General features: G+C 42.1%; 11 protein-coding genes and 2 pseudogenes. 4 read left to right on the top strand and 9 right to left on the bottom strand.

What is annotated here, in order from left to right:
- Positions 1–226: 226 nt before the first annotated feature.
- Positions 227–805, top strand: coding sequence for a hypothetical protein (locus ACFIKY_RS08025; protein WP_375661655.1), 579 nt, complete (start codon positions 227–229; stop codon positions 803–805).
- A 112-nt stretch (positions 806–917) separates the two neighbouring features.
- Entirely contained in the window at positions 918–1697 is a 780-nt protein-coding gene (locus ACFIKY_RS08020) for a hypothetical protein (protein ID WP_375661654.1), read from the top strand.
- A 1259-nt stretch (positions 1698–2956) separates the two neighbouring features.
- Here ACFIKY_RS08020 and ACFIKY_RS08015 read toward each other — a convergent pair.
- The 4 genes and pseudogenes from ACFIKY_RS08015 to ACFIKY_RS08000 form a co-directional block, all read right to left on the bottom strand.
- Positions 2957–3412, bottom strand: coding sequence for a hypothetical protein (locus ACFIKY_RS08015; RefSeq protein WP_375661653.1), 456 nt, complete (start codon positions 3410–3412; stop codon positions 2957–2959).
- 4 nt (positions 3413–3416) lie between these two features.
- Positions 3417–3839 (bottom strand): annotated as a pseudogene (locus ACFIKY_RS08010) (hypothetical protein); the annotation flags it as partial.
- A complete protein-coding gene (locus ACFIKY_RS08005; protein ID WP_375661652.1) occupies positions 3839–5296 on the bottom strand; it encodes a hypothetical protein in 1458 nt (485 codons plus the stop codon). The pseudogene ACFIKY_RS08010 and the gene ACFIKY_RS08005, both read right to left, overlap by 1 nt.
- A 1-nt stretch (position 5297) precedes the next feature.
- Positions 5298–5921, bottom strand: a pseudogene (locus ACFIKY_RS08000) (hypothetical protein); the annotation flags it as partial.
- A 167-nt stretch (positions 5922–6088) separates the two neighbouring features.
- On the opposite strand from ACFIKY_RS08000, the gene ACFIKY_RS07995 reads away from it, so the two are divergent.
- On the top strand, positions 6089–7255 hold the full coding sequence (locus ACFIKY_RS07995) for a tyrosine-type recombinase/integrase (protein ID WP_375647726.1): 1167 nt from the start codon (positions 6089–6091) through the stop codon (positions 7253–7255).
- Between the two features lie 209 nt (positions 7256–7464).
- Positions 7465–7665 carry an AlpA family transcriptional regulator gene (locus tag ACFIKY_RS07990; protein ID WP_015856172.1) on the top strand — a complete coding sequence of 67 codons (201 nt, stop codon included), beginning with the start codon at positions 7465–7467 and terminating at the stop codon, positions 7663–7665.
- A 54-nt stretch (positions 7666–7719) separates the two neighbouring features.
- Here ACFIKY_RS07990 and ACFIKY_RS07985 read toward each other — a convergent pair whose 3' ends face one another.
- The 5 genes from ACFIKY_RS07985 to ACFIKY_RS07965 all read right to left on the bottom strand — a co-directional run.
- Positions 7720–8079, bottom strand: a complete 360-nt coding sequence (locus ACFIKY_RS07985; RefSeq protein WP_375661651.1) for a hypothetical protein — start codon at positions 8077–8079, stop codon at positions 7720–7722.
- A gap of 178 nt (positions 8080–8257) precedes the next feature.
- Positions 8258–8665 carry a hypothetical protein gene (locus tag ACFIKY_RS07980; RefSeq protein WP_375645095.1) on the bottom strand — a complete coding sequence of 136 codons (408 nt, stop codon included), beginning with the start codon at positions 8663–8665 and terminating at the stop codon, positions 8258–8260.
- Complete coding sequence (locus ACFIKY_RS07975; RefSeq protein WP_375645070.1) at positions 8662–9426, bottom strand: hypothetical protein; 765 nt, start codon at positions 9424–9426, stop codon at positions 8662–8664. Before ACFIKY_RS07975 ends, ACFIKY_RS07980 begins: the two co-directional genes overlap by 4 nt.
- 3 nt (positions 9427–9429) lie before the next feature.
- Entirely contained in the window at positions 9430–9837 is a 408-nt protein-coding gene (locus ACFIKY_RS07970) for a hypothetical protein (RefSeq protein WP_375645069.1), read from the bottom strand.
- The coding region (locus tag ACFIKY_RS07965) for a hemagglutinin repeat-containing protein (protein ID WP_375661650.1) at positions 9834–17702 on the bottom strand (7869 nt) is incomplete at its 5' end. The genes ACFIKY_RS07970 and ACFIKY_RS07965, both read right to left, overlap by 4 nt.

The following is a 17702-nucleotide window of genomic DNA, read 5'->3' as shown; positions in this document are numbered from 1 at the left end:
AGGATTTATGATCATGCCAAGGTCTATGGCAAATCAAATATTGATCATCATGTGCAAATTTATGGCAATGCTGTTGTCAATAGCCGTGCAAAAATTCGTAATGATATCTGTGATGATAATCAGTCACTAAAAGACGCTGCTTAAATAACGCGTGGGCGCGGCGGGGGCGCCCTCCTTTAAACATTCTCATTTAAAAATTTAAATCTCTTTATAAAGGAATTGTGCCATGCAAAGGAAATTTGCACTCACAAATGAAACGCGTGTATTTGGTAAACATGTTCTCTACCGTATTAAAGCATTAAAAGACTTTTCTGATATCAAAGCAGGTACCTTAGGTGGCTTTATTGAAAAGGAAGATAACCTCTCTCATGAGGGCAATTGCTGGGTGTATGATGAGGCTCTTGTGTTTAAAAATGGTCATGTTTATGAAAATGCAAGGGTTTTTGGCAAGGCTGTCACTTGTGGTCATATCTATGGTCATGCACGGGTTTATGACAATGCTATCGTTGCTGGCTATGTCTATGATAATGCCCATGTTTATGGCAATGCTGTTATTTCTGATAATTCCCATGTCTATGGTAATGCGCGTGTTTATGGCAAGGCTATTATTTATGATAATGCCTATGTTTATGACAATGCTAGGGTTTATGAAAACGCTCGTATAGCAAATAATGTACATGTTTATGAAAATGCCAATATTCATGGAATTGCTGTTATTCGTGAAAATGTCGGCGGGTCTACTAAAATAAAAACCTATACTGAACGTCTCTCTCCTTATGGTGAATTAGAGATTGTCTGGGTCTAATCAATAAAGCAGTGTAAATGAAAGTACAGGCGTGGCGGGGGCGCCTCTCTTTCAAATTTTCCCATTCCAAATTTTAGCAAATGTTTATCACATTAGATTGTGAGGGTCTTCTATGTGCAAAAAATATGAATTAACCAGTGAAATCAAAAAAATCAAACATGCTCTTACTCGAAATATTATAAGCCTTTATCGCATTAAAGCTTTAAAAGATTTTGATGATGTAAAGGCGGGGTCTTTAGGCGGCTTTATTGAAAAGGAAGTTAACCTATCCCATGATGGTAAATGCTGGGTGTATGATGAGGCTTGTGTCTACGGTCATGCAAGAGTGTATGATGATGCAAAAATACGCCATTTTTCTCAAGTCTGTGGTCAAGTTTATGGCAATGCTGAAGTCTATGGAAAAGCTTTTATCTCTCAATATGCAAAAGTTTATGACCATGCTTTTGTCTATAGCAATGCTCATGTTTATGGCAATGTTTATGGGTATGCTCATGTGAATGGTAGTGCCCGCGTTCTTGCTGATGCTCATATTTATGACCATGCGCATGTTTCTTATGATGCTACGGTTTTTAGTTATGCACGCGTTTATGGTCATGCCAAGGTTTCTGGCTTGGCCTGTATTTATAGCCATGCAAAAATTTATAATTATGCTGTTATTAATGGTCGTGCAAAAATTTATGGCAAGGTTTATGGGAATGCTTGTGTGAGTGGCTCTTGTGAGATTTATGGCTCTGTTTATGGCAATGCTAAAATCTCATATTGTGCAACGATCTGGGGGCGTGCTTATGGCAATGCAAAAATCAACAAAAAAAGCAAAGTAAGGTTGGTTCCAAAAAATTGTGAGGTTTATGAAAGGGATAATGTTGTCAATATACCTGATAAAACAGAATAAAAACACGCATAGGGCGTGCATTCTTTATGGTTATAAACGCATATAAAATGCATTGCTATAAACATATCATAAAAGAGAGAGTAAAATAAAAAAAAGCCGTGCCAAGTGATATGACGCGGCTTTCAAATGTCTATTCTAATGATTAAAATGAATCATCCACATGGAGTAATGAATGCATATATACAAAACGTATCATATTGCAAGCGCTCTATGAGAGATATAAAAACTTATCAAAAGAAACGTAAATGTGCGTATGATCTTTAATCACTCATTTGAATGAGAGAGCCTATAAACGCTTTCATGGCTATCAAACGTACCAAACAAATCAAAATGCTCGGTAGCTTTAACAAAACGGTTTTTACATTTACAAGCATTGGTTTTTAAAACAATCTCTCATAAAGACAACAAACAACCGCTTTTATCAAATGCAAGGCTTTAAAAACTGTTATAAACATCAGTTTCAAACGTTTAAACGTTCATTTAGAAAGGGTCTCATAAGCGTATTTTTAAACTATAACTTTTAAAACGTTTCTTAGTATCAAGTCTAAAGTAGATAGTAATTCTACTGCCATGGCATTGTTCGCTTCCATTTTTTTGTGGAAGCGAATACAGTTGCGTTCTTCAAAACTAGCTATGCACTATATTCATTAAAAAGCTTTTGATTTCATAAGATATAATGTTTTAAATTTCATGACCTTTATTTTCTACCTCGGTAAAAAATACCGTGGTTATAAAATCAATCTTGTCTTTAAATCCTTTGTGCAATCTTTATGAATTAAACCTATAAGCTTATGAATGCTTCAAACAGTTAATTGCTTTAATGCCATTTTAAGGTTTTTCCCAATTTTGGGGAAAACTATATGATCTCTATTTTCTATAAATACGTATCTTTTGATACAATTTACCTTATAACAGTTTCAAACGATTATCCTCTAATAGGTAATAAAATATTGCTATAAGGGATATAGATTTTTGCTTCCCAATTTTGGGAACCAATAATTTTGTTTTTATCATGCGATTAACAATCCAATTATTAAAACAAGATGTGATCTTTAAACGTATGTTATCGATTATTTCAAACAACTAAATTTTTAACAATGTGATTTGTGCTGTGATAAAAACGTATCATAAAATTTATAAACTGTTATGAATGATATCGGCTTTTCATTTCATTTGAATACACACATGCGTTATAATATTTGCATCATGATTTGCTTTTTATGGTCTATTCATACATGGCAATCTTATATAAAAAATAGTCAATTTAAACATGCATAAAAGGATGGATTCTTGAGTGGATTCATATAAAATAATTGCAAACAACATATTGACTTTATTGTGTTTTTTGATATGATATTTCTTACACGGTCTAAGCTATTTTGAAGGGCGGCATTAAAAGACGGATTCTGTCCAACCATACTACCAGAAGCCATATGTCTAAGATTCATGGCTGCCGACGTTGGATTGTAGATTGTATTCATCAAAGAGCGATTTTGATAATGATGAGGAATACTGCCAAGACCACTAATGCCATAGCGCGTTTGATCACTTAACGGGGCAATACGAGGTCCCCCATACACATTACCCCCAATCCCTGTGTCATACATTTGATACGCATCACTACCCCCACGCTTAAATACATTCTCCATCCAAGCAGGAGGGGCGCTTGTCTGTACCTGCTTTTGTTCTGTTGTTGCTGGTGTCTTGCTCCCCATTTCGCAATTCCTTCCTGTAATAAAGCATATCTATGCTGTAACCTTGCTTGTCCAATGCACGTTTCCAACCCAAACGACCCAAGATCTCCATTTCAAAAGCGCCATTCTCACGCGCCCAATCCTCTGCAACTTGTAAATTGTCAACCAAATCAAGAACACCTTTCCCACTACATTCACAAATGAGCGCGCGCTTCTTTCCTAAAACTGTCTGTTGTATCTGGGTCGTGACGACCGCTAAAAATCGCTCTTCATCATCCAAAACAAGCCATAACTGTTTCTCGCCCATGCAAATAGATTCAATGAGTTCTTGCAACGTAACTTCATGTTTAAAACGCTCTACATACTCTCTAAAAGATGCAATAATCTCTTCAAGATAAGGGGCTATACGCTCCATCTCCCAAGAACTGGTCAAAAAGACTTTTGCCATTAGCCTCTACCAAAAGGACGTAAATCCACATTAAACCCCGTAATCATCGTCCAAGGTTCATTCTTAGGAATGCGCAATTTAAACCGGTGATAACGATTGCGCGAACGCCCATGATAAGCGCCCGTGACATACGAACACACCCTCTCCTTATGCCATGTGATCGGCGTCTGATTATTGCGAAGACGACGTTCCCCTATGCTTAAAAGACCTTGTGTTGTATCAACTTCGGCAAACATTTTCGTGATAAAGTTAAAACTTCCATCAGGCGCCCCCATCTCTTGCGAAACAACCGTTGCCTCCATCGGGGCTCCTGTAAACATAACAAGCCGATTGTTTTCATCAAAAGCACCAAGCATTGGAGCGCCACTTTGCCAACGGGGGCTGTCTAAAGAAGCAGGCAATGCCTCAAGATTGAGCGAAATCTCATCTAACTGTTCTAAAGTATAACCTGTTGTAAACACTGGAAACAACGTGAAAATCTTTCCCTGTAGTGTCGACCATTTCTGTAAACCCCAATCATAAACAAAGGTCGTTTGCTCGTTATTGCCACTCTTTAAGGACCAATAAATCCGGTTATCAATGGGATCTATAACTCCTTGCATCTTATCAAGAGCAAACTTATCAAATGTTTTAAAAACCGTTCTATCAACCTTTTCAAAACCTATCGGTAAAAGTTGACCATCTAAACTCATCTGATAAAAACCACCATCACCTGCAAAAAAAGCGTCACTCCCTCGACATGCTATAGAGGCTGCACTGCGGGCTCCTCGCTTGTCTTGTATCTTTTGAAACGTAAATACAATCTTAGAACCCGCAACAAAGGTTCCTGCATAAATAGCAGAACACATAAAAATGAGGGGATTGGTGGACTCTGTTGCCCCTTGAACATATTCTCCATCCGGAAAATCTTGAAAATCGCAATCTTTCTGTTTAACTGTCCAATGGGTTGCATCTTCCAAACCAGACCAATGAATGCGATTGGGGTGATCTGTCAATTGCATCAAACAAACAAAAGGTCCCCAAACCTTCACCAAGCCTGCTTTCGGCGGATTGCCTCCTAAATCTTCAAATCGTTCAGAACTATGGGTATTAAAAACTTGTGGTTTATCATTTTTATTCACCGCAATAATTCTTTGACCAAACAAAGCGAACGACCATTGATTATCCTCATGCGCATGATACGTCACACCACTTTGGCTTATGTCTTTCCAACCCTTCGTTTGACTATCATAACTATAAAGCTTTTGCTTGCCTCCCACGATTATCTTAACACCATTACCGCTTCTAAAGGCGATTGAACCCAAGGGCTTTTCTTCCAAAGGATTAGAAACAACCATTGCACTAGGCATGGGTATGTAACCGCCATCTGCCGGTAAAACATTCACAAGGCTATCCGTAAAACTGCCGTTGACAACCGCAACATCCGGTCTGTAATCGGCTATAGGAAAATAAACCATGCTAAAAATCCGTTGGTATTATTCTGGTCACGTTATGACGTTGAGACGTCTCTGCACGCAATTCATTCAACTGTTCGTTAAAGTCATTGTAAGCTGCCGTTGCACAATCGGGGTCTTTAAGGATATTCTTGTAAAGTTCGTATTTTGCACGCGCCTTAATCAAATCAAACGCGTGCACAAACCATGGATGCTCCTCATCGACACTCTCTATCTCTGATAAACGCAATGGAGAGAGAATGAGTTGAATCTGATAGGCTCTATCCGGCGTGGGATAAAGATGTAATTTCCTATCAAAATAACTGTAACAAACCGACGTTCCTTGCTGCTCTGATGATAACAAAGGCTCTAAAGAAACATGGTCCTTACATTCCAAGGCAAACTTATGATGTTGATCAGAACTCAGATAAACGTTTTTGATTTTAACAGCACTTTCGATATGGCTGGTAGTGCTTGCATCATAAACACCTTGTCCCGCCCGTGTCTCAAACACCACATCACGGCTTTCGTTAAAGTAAAAGGTCTCCCGTTCACAAAAACGAATGGCTACAAAAATGCTTTCTTGGATTTGTTGAACATACTCATCGGCTATGTCATCAATCTCATCTTGAATGACCGATACAAGATATTGATTTATAATGATAATCTAGCTCTGTTCATATTGAATTAGACCCCCGAATAACGTAGGATTCTCTCATTTCAAATCTGTTTATCTTGAATCAATCAAAACCACTTACTTGCACATCACAAGCGGGGTTGATGTGTGGGTAAAAATTGTACAAGAAAGGAGTAAAAATGGTTCTTATGAATCGTCTTAATGCAAGGGCTGTCGCAACATTGGGAGCTGGTAAATATAATGATGGTGCCGGCTTGCTTCTTCATAAGCGTAAAGATGGTGGTGCTCAATGGCTTTATCGTTATACCATTCATGGTCGGCGCCGCGAAATGGGCTTGGGTGCCTTGCGAGATGTTTCTTTAAAACAAGCCCGTGAATTGGCAACTGGGTGGCGTGCTGTTTTACGTGAGGGGCGTGACCCCATTAAAGAACGCAATAAACAAAAGCGTGAGGCAATGCGCAATCTCCATTATTTAAAAGATATTGCTCTAGATGCTTTTGAAAGCCGTAAAGCTGAATTAAAAAATGATGGTGAGTCTTGTAATTGGTTTTTACATTTACGCCTCCATATTCTCCCTAAATTAGGCTGTCTGCCCGTTTCAGAGATTACCCAAACAGAGATACGCGATACCCTTGCCCCTATTTGGCATACAAAAGCTGGAACTGCTCGAACAGCACTAATGCGTCTTAATCTTTGTCTCAAACATGCGGCTGCATTAGGGTTAGATGTTGATTTACAAGCAGTAGAAAAAGCAAAAGCTCTCTTAGGCAAACAACGTCATAAAAAACAAAGCTTACCAGCCATGGATTGGAGAGATGTGCCGGCTTTTTACCAATTTCTCTGCAAAACAACAACTATAAAACATTTAGCTTTGCGTCTGCTTATCCTTACAGGGGTTCGTAGCAATCCTTTGCGTCATATTCGTGAAGATCAGATTGAAGATGATATCTGGACAATCCCTGCTGAGAATATGAAAGGCAAGCGTGATGCCACAACAGAGTTTCGTGTGCCCTTATCATCTGAAGCATTAAAAGTAATTGAACAAGCCCGCTGTATCTCTAAGAGTGATTTCATCTTTTCACTTACCGGTCGTGGTCCTCTTTCACATACGATGATGGCTGCGTATATGAGAAAAAATAAAATTGAAGCCTGCCCCCATGGTTTTCGCTCTAGTTTACGCGATTGGCTAGCAGAAACAACCGATGCCCCTTATGAGGTCGCTGAAACCATTCTAAGTCATACGGTCGGAGGGCAAGTAGAGCGCTCCTATCGTCGCACTGATTATCTAGAACAGCGTCGTGTCTATATGAATAAATGGGCGGCTTATGTCACCGGTCAATCTTAAGATATGGGGTGCATAACCCCATGATCTGTGGATAACTTTAACTCTCTTGTCTCTCATTCTTTCTCAATAAGATTCATAATTTATCACATCAGAAACTGTATGATAAAATATTGTTTTCTATAAATAAAATACCTTCAAAAGTGAACCAAAATGTGGTTAATAAATGGTTATGATTTGTTACCATTTTTTGAGAGTGAAAGGATTTTATTATGACAGAAAATGATATTCTTTTGACAGACCGTGAAAGTGCAAAATTGCTTCATATGAGTGTCTCAACATTCCGCCGTCATGTTACCAATGGCTCTTTGCCAAAACCTTTAAAATTTGGTTTTTTATCGCGTTGGTTACAATCGGATCTTTTGAATGTCATCGAGCAAGCAAAACAGCAACGTTATAACGACGCGGCATAAAAAGAAAACCTTGTCACGTAAGGACGGACAAGGCTTTCTCTGCTGAAGCAAGACTTAAGGCTGGCATTCAAGTTGTTCTGAATGCTTTTTACAATAAGGGCTATTTAAGCGTCTCTCAACACTTCGTTGAGGCATGACAGCACCAGGACGACATATGGGAAGATTGTCCGATTTATGGTTTTCACACCATTCTTGTATTGTAAAGCTAGGACGAAAACCTGATTGCGCCATACACATTTCAATATTGGCAAATTGATTCAAATCTAGCGCCACAACCTTATTAAGGTCCGGTACTCCACATTCTAAAAGTATTTTATTTCTCCATAATGCTGGAGAAAGTGAGGGAATTGAGTTAACACATCCAGTGATACTTAACAAAGCCATGCAACTCAATATTTTTAAGATTTTCTTCATTATTCCCCTCTTTCAATGGATTTATTGACAATAAACAGCTCGGAAGCTTGTTGATATTTCCTGTCCCGCTGCTTAAAGCAACGGTGAACAATATTGAGATGTTAGATTGAGAAAAAAATCCCGCCGTTCCAAGCGAAGGCAAGGAGGGCGGATTGTTAATCATCACAAACAGCAAAACTTAAGGCTCGCATTCAGGTTGTTCTGGATGCTTTTTACAAAAAGGGCTGTTCAAGCGCTTCTTGACACTGCGCTGTGGGATGACAGCGCCTGGACGACAAATGGGAAGGTTTTTCTCTTTAAAAGTATAACACCACCCCCCCCCTTTTCCATTATCTTTATAGCGGAATCCTGCTTGAACCATGCAAGCATCAACTGTTGCTTTAGCATTAATACTCTGCTGTTGGTTTTCTGGAAAAACATCATAAGGGGTTGGCATACCACATTCTAACAATGCTTTTCCTATCTCCGTAAAATCTGCACCAGGTTTCTCCCACATACTCAGAGCCCCTGGAGAAGGCTTATCAATGTTACATCCAGCAATATTTAACAAAATGAAACCGCTTAATAATTTCAAGATTTGTTTCATTTTTTCCTCCCTGAATATTTTGAATAAATTGGCGTACGATTAGGTAAACCATAGAACTTTGTACAAGCATCACTTGGATGTCCATAACAAGCATGGACACTGGGGTAGCCCTTAAATATTTGCCCTCTCTCTTTCCAGGGACCACTTCCAGGAGGTATTTGCTCAAAAGTGTAAGGATTTTTGCCAAATACAACACCAACAAAATCATCTGCATGATTTTCCAAGCCGACAGTGGTTTGCTTGCCATCCCTTAAGATATATAATGTATCTGCCATGTCTTGAGTATTATAAGCTGGTCCAAAGAAATTAATCGTTGTTTCCTTTGCTATACCATGAACACCATGCTTTTCTAAATCATGCGATCCATTGCCCGCTGTCATACTGCCGCGGCTATGCGCATCAGTATGCAATCCTATATTGCCAAGGCTATACAACAGATTCTGGTACTTCTTCGTCGAATTGGTCAGAGCACCCAACTTACCTTCTAGAAAATACTGATACCCTGCAATGAACCCCTCTACCAAGAGCGAATCGCTATGAGGGAACATCAGAAAATAGTGCGGATCATTCTTGTTATCAGCCAACTGAACCGCATTATGGGCTGCTTCATCTGGTGTTGTAAGAATACCATTGAGGAAAACATGAACCTTGCCATCAGAACCAGCTTGTAAATGCTTTTCTCCCCCTGACGTTAAATAGTGATATAGAGGAAACAATCCCGCCATTCCAAGCGAAGGCAAGGATGGCGGATTGTTGATCATCACTTAAGGCTTGCATTCAGGTTGTACTGGACTTCTTTTACAAAACGGGCTGTTTAAGCGCTTTTCGACACTTCTCTTCGGAATGACAGCACCTGGACGACAAATGGGAAGGTTTTCTTCTCTAAATGTATAACACCAGTTTCCTCTCCCTTTATAATGGAATCCTGCTTGAACCATGCAAGCATAAATTGTTGCATCCTCATTAATACTAAGCTTTCTGTTTTCTGAATCAATATCAAAAATGCTTGGCATTCCGCATTCTAACAAGGCTTTTCCTACTTCAGTAGAATCTGCACCTACCTTCTCCCACATACTCACATACTCTGGAGGAGGCTTATCAATGTTTTCAATGTCACATCCAGCTACACTTAATAGGACTATACCACTCAATAATTTCAAAATTTGTCTCATTTTTTCTTCCATAAATGCTCTAAAATTGAATAAGTTGAATTAATTTGTTTAGTAGGCGGTATTCCATAATTAGTTATACACGCTTTACTTGCATCACCATAACAATTATGGGGACTAGGATCATACCCGCCTAACGCCCTCCCTCCCTCTATCAATGGAGAGGTTGCTGTAGTCAATAAACTGGTTCCTACAAACAGCGTCATATATAAAGGATTTTTTATACCTTTCTCCAAAAGTGAAACATCTAGATTTAAAGGTACTTTATAAAAAGTAGGTGCATTGTAACCAAACAACGTGCTAATGGGGTCAGATGCATGGCTTTGTAAGTAAACATGATCATTTTTGCCATCGCTTACGACATATAATGCATTCGCTATAGATCGAGCATGATCCGCTGGTCCAAAAAGATAGATATCTGTTTTTTCTGCTATACCGTGAATGCCGCGCTTTTCAAAGTCACGCAGTCCATTGCCTACTGTTAAGCTACCACGACTATGCGCACTAACAATAGCCTTGTCATTACCATAACGAGAGGTAAAATCTTGGAATTTCTTGGCCGAATTACTCCATCCCCCAAAATACTCATAAATTGCTACCCCATACTCTACGAGCCTGTCTTTAGCTTGTGGGTGGTATGTAAAATAAAGGGGTTCATGCGCATTATCAGCTAATTGGACAGCACGATAGGCAGCCTCATCTGGTGTGTTAAAAATACCATTATAGAACATACGCCTGTTGCCATCAGAACCAGCTTGTAAATGCTTTTCTTCCTCTGGTTTTAAATAGCGATACAGAATTATTGGTTTTCCATCACTGCCTTTTATATACTCTCCATTTTCATCGGTTAAATAGAGGACATTGCCATTTTCATCATGCGCAACCTCACCTACTGGGTGCTCTTTGACATTTGCGACTTCGCGTATTTTGTCCCAGTATCCCAATCCTTCATCCGATAAATCATTGATCATATCTACGCGATTATGCACTGCTCCCTCAAGCGGTGCGACATCTAGCTGTCCTACTGCCTGGTGTGCTGCTGCGGTGTTGCGGTTGAGTGCATCAATGATTTGTCCAGCATCTTGCCCCATCGCCCTCTGTCCAGTTGTATCAGTAAGGATGATAGTCCCATCACTGATAGCAGATTTGGTTTCCCCTTCTGCTCCATCCTTGGCTTTGCCGTGATTTAAAACATTCTTGGCAATGTTCTTTATCGTGTCATTCCCAGAAATGCTAAACCCATGGCTGCTGGCTTTAGCATGGGCACTGTTGCTGATATCACTGGTGCTAATGCTTCCTGTGGTCAGGCTGTTTTTGTCCGCCGGCGCGGTGCTGGCAATGATGCCTCCGGTTAGGGTCGTTTTGTCTTTAACAATGATATTAAAGCCGCCATCACCCGCTTTGATGCCTGATTGCTCCACAACACTATGATAATCGCTGGAGGATTTATCCTTTTGGAAAGAGGCACTCATGGAGCCCCCACCACCCGTTTGTCCAGCACCAAACCCAACAGAAACAGAGTTTTGCTTGCTGGAAGTTTGCCCCGTATCACTGCGACTGGTAATGGCAAAATCACCCCCTACTTCCATTTCTACACGCTCTCCAGAAACCACGGCGCCTGCCAATGTGGTGTTTGCCCCACTCGTGGTATGAACTGTGCCGGTGCCAATAATATGGCTGTTTTTGTGATGCACTTCATCACTGGAACCTTCCCCTTGACTAAAAGAAGCACTACCCGTTGCCCCTGCGCCACCCGTGCCATAACCGGTGCCAACACTCATTGAAGAACTTTCACTGCTATTTTGTGTGCTTTGCGTGTTCTGCGCACTTTCAAAGGTGATATCTTTACCTGCTTCCATGGTGATATTTCCGCTCTGTGCATCATTTTCCAGCACATAGATTGGATTGGTACCAGCAATAATATCAGCGCCAACACTATGGATGCTGCCTTCGTGAGCATGCATATTAATAGAACGCCCGCCTTCTATACTATTTGTTACCGCAGTAGATGTCTGAACAGAGGCTTCTGTTTTCTCAGTTTTAAAGCCCACGGTTACACTGCCAGATGCGCCAGCCATATTGGCAAGAGCATCCTTGGTGGAGCCCCCCATCCCTCCTAATGGGTTACTCAGTCCTTTGGTTGTGTTCCCCTTTTCCCCTGTGTTGCCAGTCAGCCAATCAACAAAATTCTCTCCTTTATTAAAGAGGTGATTGATTTTCATGCCGGTCAGTATGCCATTAATAACGGTGTTATTGCCATCCTTATTGTTCATACGGTCCGCTGAATCTTTTAAGCCTTGTACCGTGCCAAGGACACCGATATCAGCAGAGGCTGTCACACCAGCAAAAGACTTTTCATGCTTTTCTTTTGCGTTAGAGGTATCATAGCTTTCTGATAGGGTGATATTATTGCCAGCATCAATGTTGACATCACGATCCGCCGAAACAATGGTTGCTTGTAAATTCACATCATTGCCACCATTGATCTGCACATCTTTTCCCGCCTTGAAATGAGATGGCGTATTGGTATTTTCCCATTGGTCCCCTGTGTCTTTAGCGCTTGCAATTCCAACACCCACGGAAGCACCGCTAGGGTTCTTTTCAAACTGAAACCCAAAACCTGTACGTTCTTCCTTTGAGCTTGAGGAATGGCTATTATGACCAACAAGCACATTGACATCATGCGCTGCCGAAAGATTAATATTCTCACCTGCAAGATCAGAGCCAACAATTTTCACATCTTTTTTCTTGGCAGTGATGTTGATCGTACCATCCGCATTGAGAGAAGAACCTTGATGCTCAAAACTCTCTTCATTTTCTGTCTTTCCCTCACTCCCGTATATCGACACAAAGCCCTTGCCTGATCCCACACCAAAACCTGTTTCATGCTCCTCTGAATGGCTTTTATGGTGATCTTGCATGCCATCAATCGTCACATTTTCTCCGCTCACATTGATATCTTGACCGGAAAGCAGATGAGAAGCAGTGATTGTGGTCTCTTTGTCTGATTGCGTGATAATGTTTCCCGTCGCCCCAAGGATAGAGGAGACCGTTGTGGTATGCGATTGAGAACTATCGGAAGATTCCTCATGCAAAAAGCCACTTGATGACGATTGTGCTTGCTGATCCAACTGTTCTTGGGCGCCTTTGATAGTAATCTTTCCCCCAGAGTGAATGGTAATATCCGCTTGTTTCTGTTCTCCTGGTGCTTTCTCTCCTGACGTTTCCTCTGCCTTACCGGCTATGAGCGTCGAGGCGACAACTTCCGTGTTGTTTCCGGAATCAATGGCAATGCCTTCACCCCCTGTTATGCTTGACCCCACAACTTGGCGCACATCCATCTTGTTATGCTCAGATTTGCTGCTACTAAATGCTCCACCCTCTTTATGGTACGACATCTCATAATGTAAGCTATCCTCTGCATTATTGATCAGGACATCGTTGCTGGCTTTCAGCCCTACCTTGCCATCAGCAGCAATGGAACTACCTGTAATGCTAAAATCATGCGGTTTGCCATCCTGCCCTGCAATGACAGTGGTATCACCTCCCGATTTTATCGAAGAGCCAACCGCATGAGAGGCTTGCATATCCACTTTCGTGTTTTTGCCCTGAAGATGATACTCCATCTCATCGTTTCTCACCCCTATTGCTATCTCCCCTTGGGCGCCAAGTCCAACATTGCCCTTGGCATCTATATCGGAAGCAGCAATATGGATATCTTGACCTGAGATGACAGTGGTATCTTTTCCAGAACTTAAATGAGAGCCATTGTGCAAGGCAACATGAGATGTTTCACTCCCATTCTGATTGTCCATACTGTTGCGTGTGGCATCAATTGAAACGTTTTCTTTTGCCTGTAAGGAAAGTTTATCCGTTGCTTGAACATCAGAGCCTAAGATATTCAAATCTTTTCCAGAGAGAAGTGTCGTTGAGCCACCAGAGTTTAACGCCGATTTATGATGCATGGTGGCATCACCCTGTTCATCATGGTAATGGGTTTCTGCTGAACCGATCGTCAAGTTGCCTTCTTCTGTAGCCATGGCAAGATCACCTCCGGTGGTGATCCCCACCCCTGAGGCGGTGATATCTTGCTTAGCAATCACCGTTGCATTACCACCAGCAGAAAGCGCCTCGGTGTTTAAAACGGTCTCCACGCCGTCAACCGTTGTGCGCCCTGCATCCAAACGAATATTCTTCTCCGCAAGGATAACAGCATCACCACCCGCCGCAAAATGCCCCCCTTTACTAAAAATATCCCCGCCATGCACATGCAATTGGTGGTTTGCCGCAATCCGCCCTGAATTAGTTATCGTTGAATTACTTGTATTTTGGCTGGTGATATTCACATCATCGCCCATGATCAAAGCCCCAGCAGAAACAAAGGAGGCTCTGTCTTTTTCAGGGATGTAAAGCACCGGTGCGTAAACATCCATGCCCTTGACCTGTTGGCGCACATAAATCACCATCGGGGCTTCTAGAGACGCCAATTGTTCTTCACTCAAAGCCTCACCAAAGGGGAGATTGTGGGCTTTTGCATAGTCTGCCCCGACATCCAGCAAAGTTTTGACTTGTTCAATGGCATCACTTCCAGGAATAAAGGAGCCTTTTCCCAACCCTTGACCAACAAGATCACGCATTTGTTTTTCAATCAATTCCTTTTCGAAATAAGCATCGCCTAAGAAAAAAATCTCTCTGTCAGGATTGTAGCCAATTCTGTTCAAATAATAGGCTGAGCCATAAAACTTGCCAACATCAAGGAATTCTGCCCGCGTTTCATAAATGAAATTTTGATTGGGCAGCGTGCCCCCAACACCCCCCGATTGGGGTTTTGGTAAAGGAAGCCCCTCAGAAAGTTCCCCTGCATTATTGAGATCCACTTTTGGTGTAAAGAGAGCACCAGCCCCGATTAAACCGCTTAATGCCTCCAGTGGATTGCCTTCAACGGTTTTTGCTTCAAAATATGCATCCCCTGTAATCGAACCTTCCGCTGCCGTATTGTGGAGTTGATCGACCACCAGATTTAAAGTGCCACCCGCTTGGACAAGACCAGGAGCAGCATCAAGAGCTTTTGAACCAGTATGGCGTTCCTTGCCATTGGCTATATCTAAAGAAACATCGCGGCTTCCATCAGCTTTATAGCCATAACAACTGTCTGTATAAGCCTGACAACCAAGATAAGTGTTTTTATAAGCTGTTGCCCCCAAATTGGTGAGCACATTGGCGTGGATATCGGCATTTCCCCCTGCTCTCATAATGCTATAATGGTTGTCAATGGTATCAGCGTTAATGATGAGGTTGCCACTAGATTGTATTACCCCCGAAACAGTTGGTTTATGCGAAAATGCTTGTGTGACAGTCTTTTCTGTCATATGTGACCAGTGTTTGTTTGGGGATAAGAGCCCCCACCTATCACCATTCCATTGATACCGGTGTACAGACAATTCCTTCTTTATAGACTTATGTTTCCAAGTGAATGCCTTATAAACTATTCCATCGCTTGAAATTGCAGTGCCATAGGTTCCTTCTTTGCTCGCCCAAAGTGGAATATCCAAAAAAAGTTCTACATGCCCTTTTCCTATTAGTTTATCTTCTTGATATTCGTGCCCCTTTCCCCAAAGATTGGGGTCCTGCTGATATAACATCCCATCACTGAGTTGATCAGAATCCTTTGGTTTTTGGAAAGAAATATCGCTATATTCCGTTTTTTCCGTGATGACAGGCGTGCTATCAGCTTTGTTTTTTAGAGTGTTGGTTTGGATATTTAAGTTTCCACCTGCTTGAATAAAGCCCGCTTTGTTAACAAGCGAAAGGCTTTTTCCGCTGCCAGCCGCATTGGTGAAAGATAAATCACCCTCTGCCATTATGGCACCAAAATCATTGAGCAAAGTCCCATCAACTTGTAAAGCACCATTGCCCTTCACATAAATTAAGCCCGTTTTGTTGTTGGTCACATTGCCCGTCACGCTAAAGACTAAATCCTGCCCCGATGCCAATTGACCGCTATTTCCAAGCTCCCCCGTCTTGATCACGAAATCTCGTGCCGCTAAAACCGACGTTGCCTTATCCACCATAACGCTTGGAGCAATAAAGAGAATATCTCCAGTCCCTCCCTCATCTGTCACGGCTTGTAGCCGTGCATTGTGAATATCAAGGGCATTGGTGCTTTGAAAGTCTAAACCACCATAAGTCAATTCGCTGCCCGAGACATCAATATGATCTGCAATTAAATACAGCGTTTGCGGCGTGTAAATATGAGAACGATTATTGCTTAAATCCAGTGTCGGTGCTGTCAATCTCACATCCCCCTCGGTAGACAGCACATTCTCAACACTGATCTCTCCAGATACCGATGTCAATGTTGCGTTGCCATAGCCAATGACCTGATCATAATAAATGTCGTTGCCTGCAAAAATTTCAATATTGCCACCACTGGCAATCTGCCCAACCTTCACCCCTTCTTTTGCTGTAATAAAAAGAAAGCCCTTTTCATCTAAAACAAGATCCCCTGAACCGCCCATAGAAACGACACCTGTCATCAGTGTCCCTGCATCAAGGCTGCCAACCTTTAAAACAGCTTCTTCACCCGTCATCAGCGAAGAAAAGTCAACCGCCCCACCCTCAATATTTGCCTTGCCATGAGCTAAAAGTTGCCCAAAATGAACGGGAGCATTTGTTTCTGGTTGTGCTTGAATGGCAACATTTTGATGCGACAGAATTGTTTGAGAAACAGAAAGTCCGTTATGAGAAACCAGGGTGATATCTCCTGCCCCATAAACACTTTCAGCAACAATCGCACCTTGACTGCTCTGGAGATCAACATCCCCTTGGGTGCCAAGAACAACAACACCTGTAGCACCCGTTGCCGTCATATCAACCCCACCGGCTAAAAGCTGCGCCTTTATATCACCACCGGCATGTGCCTTGAGGTTCCCTTGCGCTAAAACAATCCCCTCAAGTTTCAAGTCTCCACCCGCTTCAAGAGCCATATCAGCGCCTGACCCTAGCCCTGAAACTTGAAGTGTCTGGCGCGAAGACAGCTCCATATTGCCCCCAGAGGTTGCCTTGCCTGCAATCGATAAAAGCCCATCCTGCGCCTCTATTTTCAAATGACCATCAGCGCCAACGGCTTCTAACGTCACATCCTTATGTGCGGCAATCTCAATATGCTTTTTCGAGGTGATGTGCTTTGCCAATACGCTCTGGCTTTTCGATTTGAGGACAACGCCCCCATGACCAAAAACATTCTTCAACGAGATTTTCCCGTCAGCAGAAAGATGCAACTGCCCCGCATTGGCTGCCATATCATGGCGCATGCGAACCCCTACACCTTTTTCTGTTGCCACAAGTTTTATTCTGTCCGCCTGGAGAGCCCCCAAAGCAGAACCATCTATCGCATATTCCGGTTTACCAGTAATATCGGTCAGTTCTTTCATTTCCCGTGAAGCGTAATCAAAGTGCCCTGTCCCTGCGGTCACACCAATCTCCTTGCCCGCAACAGGTCCTTCAAAATGCACCGTGCGTGAGACAATATCGACAATATCAACAGCCCCTTGGCCTGAGAAAAAATTGGCTCCCTTTGCTCCAAAGGTGATATCCCCACCTCGCACCTTAAAGCCTTTTAAAAAACCGCTCGCATCAATTTCGGGTACACCTGTGGTTAAAGTCGCATGGGGCGTATTGATAAAACCGCAACCATCACAGCTTATCCCATTGGGATTGGCTATAATCACATCGGCAGGGCTCCCAAAAACCTCTCCTGGACCATGAAGCGCACTGCGCTTGCTGCTGGTGACTTCATTTAAAATCACTTTCGCCGAACCCGTAACACGCAAATGCGGATTGCCCGGCATAATGCCCCCCAACTGCGA

Source organism: Bartonella sp. CR127HXZ (assembly GCF_042194555.1).
Classification (GTDB): Bacteria; Pseudomonadota; Alphaproteobacteria; order Rhizobiales; family Rhizobiaceae; genus Bartonella; species Bartonella grahamii.
This window is presented reverse-complemented; position numbering and strand designations above follow the sequence as displayed.

Coding starts and splice junctions, on each gene's coding strand:
- ACFIKY_RS07990 (WP_015856172.1), top strand. CDS start 7,465: ATGACAGAAAATGATATTCTTTTGACAGACCGTGAAAGTGCAAAATTG.
- ACFIKY_RS07985 (WP_375661651.1), bottom strand. CDS start 8,079: ATGAAGAAAATCTTAAAAATATTGAGTTGCATGGCTTTGTTAAGTATC.
- ACFIKY_RS07995 (WP_375647726.1), top strand. CDS start 6,089: ATGGTTCTTATGAATCGTCTTAATGCAAGGGCTGTCGCAACATTGGGA.
- ACFIKY_RS07980 (WP_375645095.1), bottom strand. CDS start 8,665: ATGAAACAAATCTTGAAATTATTAAGCGGTTTCATTTTGTTAAATATT.
- ACFIKY_RS07970 (WP_375645069.1), bottom strand. CDS start 9,837: ATGAGACAAATTTTGAAATTATTGAGTGGTATAGTCCTATTAAGTGTA.
- ACFIKY_RS08025 (WP_375661655.1), top strand. CDS start 227: ATGCAAAGGAAATTTGCACTCACAAATGAAACGCGTGTATTTGGTAAA.
- ACFIKY_RS08020 (WP_375661654.1), top strand. CDS start 918: ATGTGCAAAAAATATGAATTAACCAGTGAAATCAAAAAAATCAAACAT.
- ACFIKY_RS08005 (WP_375661652.1), bottom strand. CDS start 5,296: ATGGTTTATTTTCCTATAGCCGATTACAGACCGGATGTTGCGGTTGTC.
- ACFIKY_RS08015 (WP_375661653.1), bottom strand. CDS start 3,412: ATGGGGAGCAAGACACCAGCAACAACAGAACAAAAGCAGGTACAGACA.
- ACFIKY_RS07975 (WP_375645070.1), bottom strand. CDS start 9,426: ATGATCAACAATCCGCCATCCTTGCCTTCGCTTGGAATGGCGGGATTG.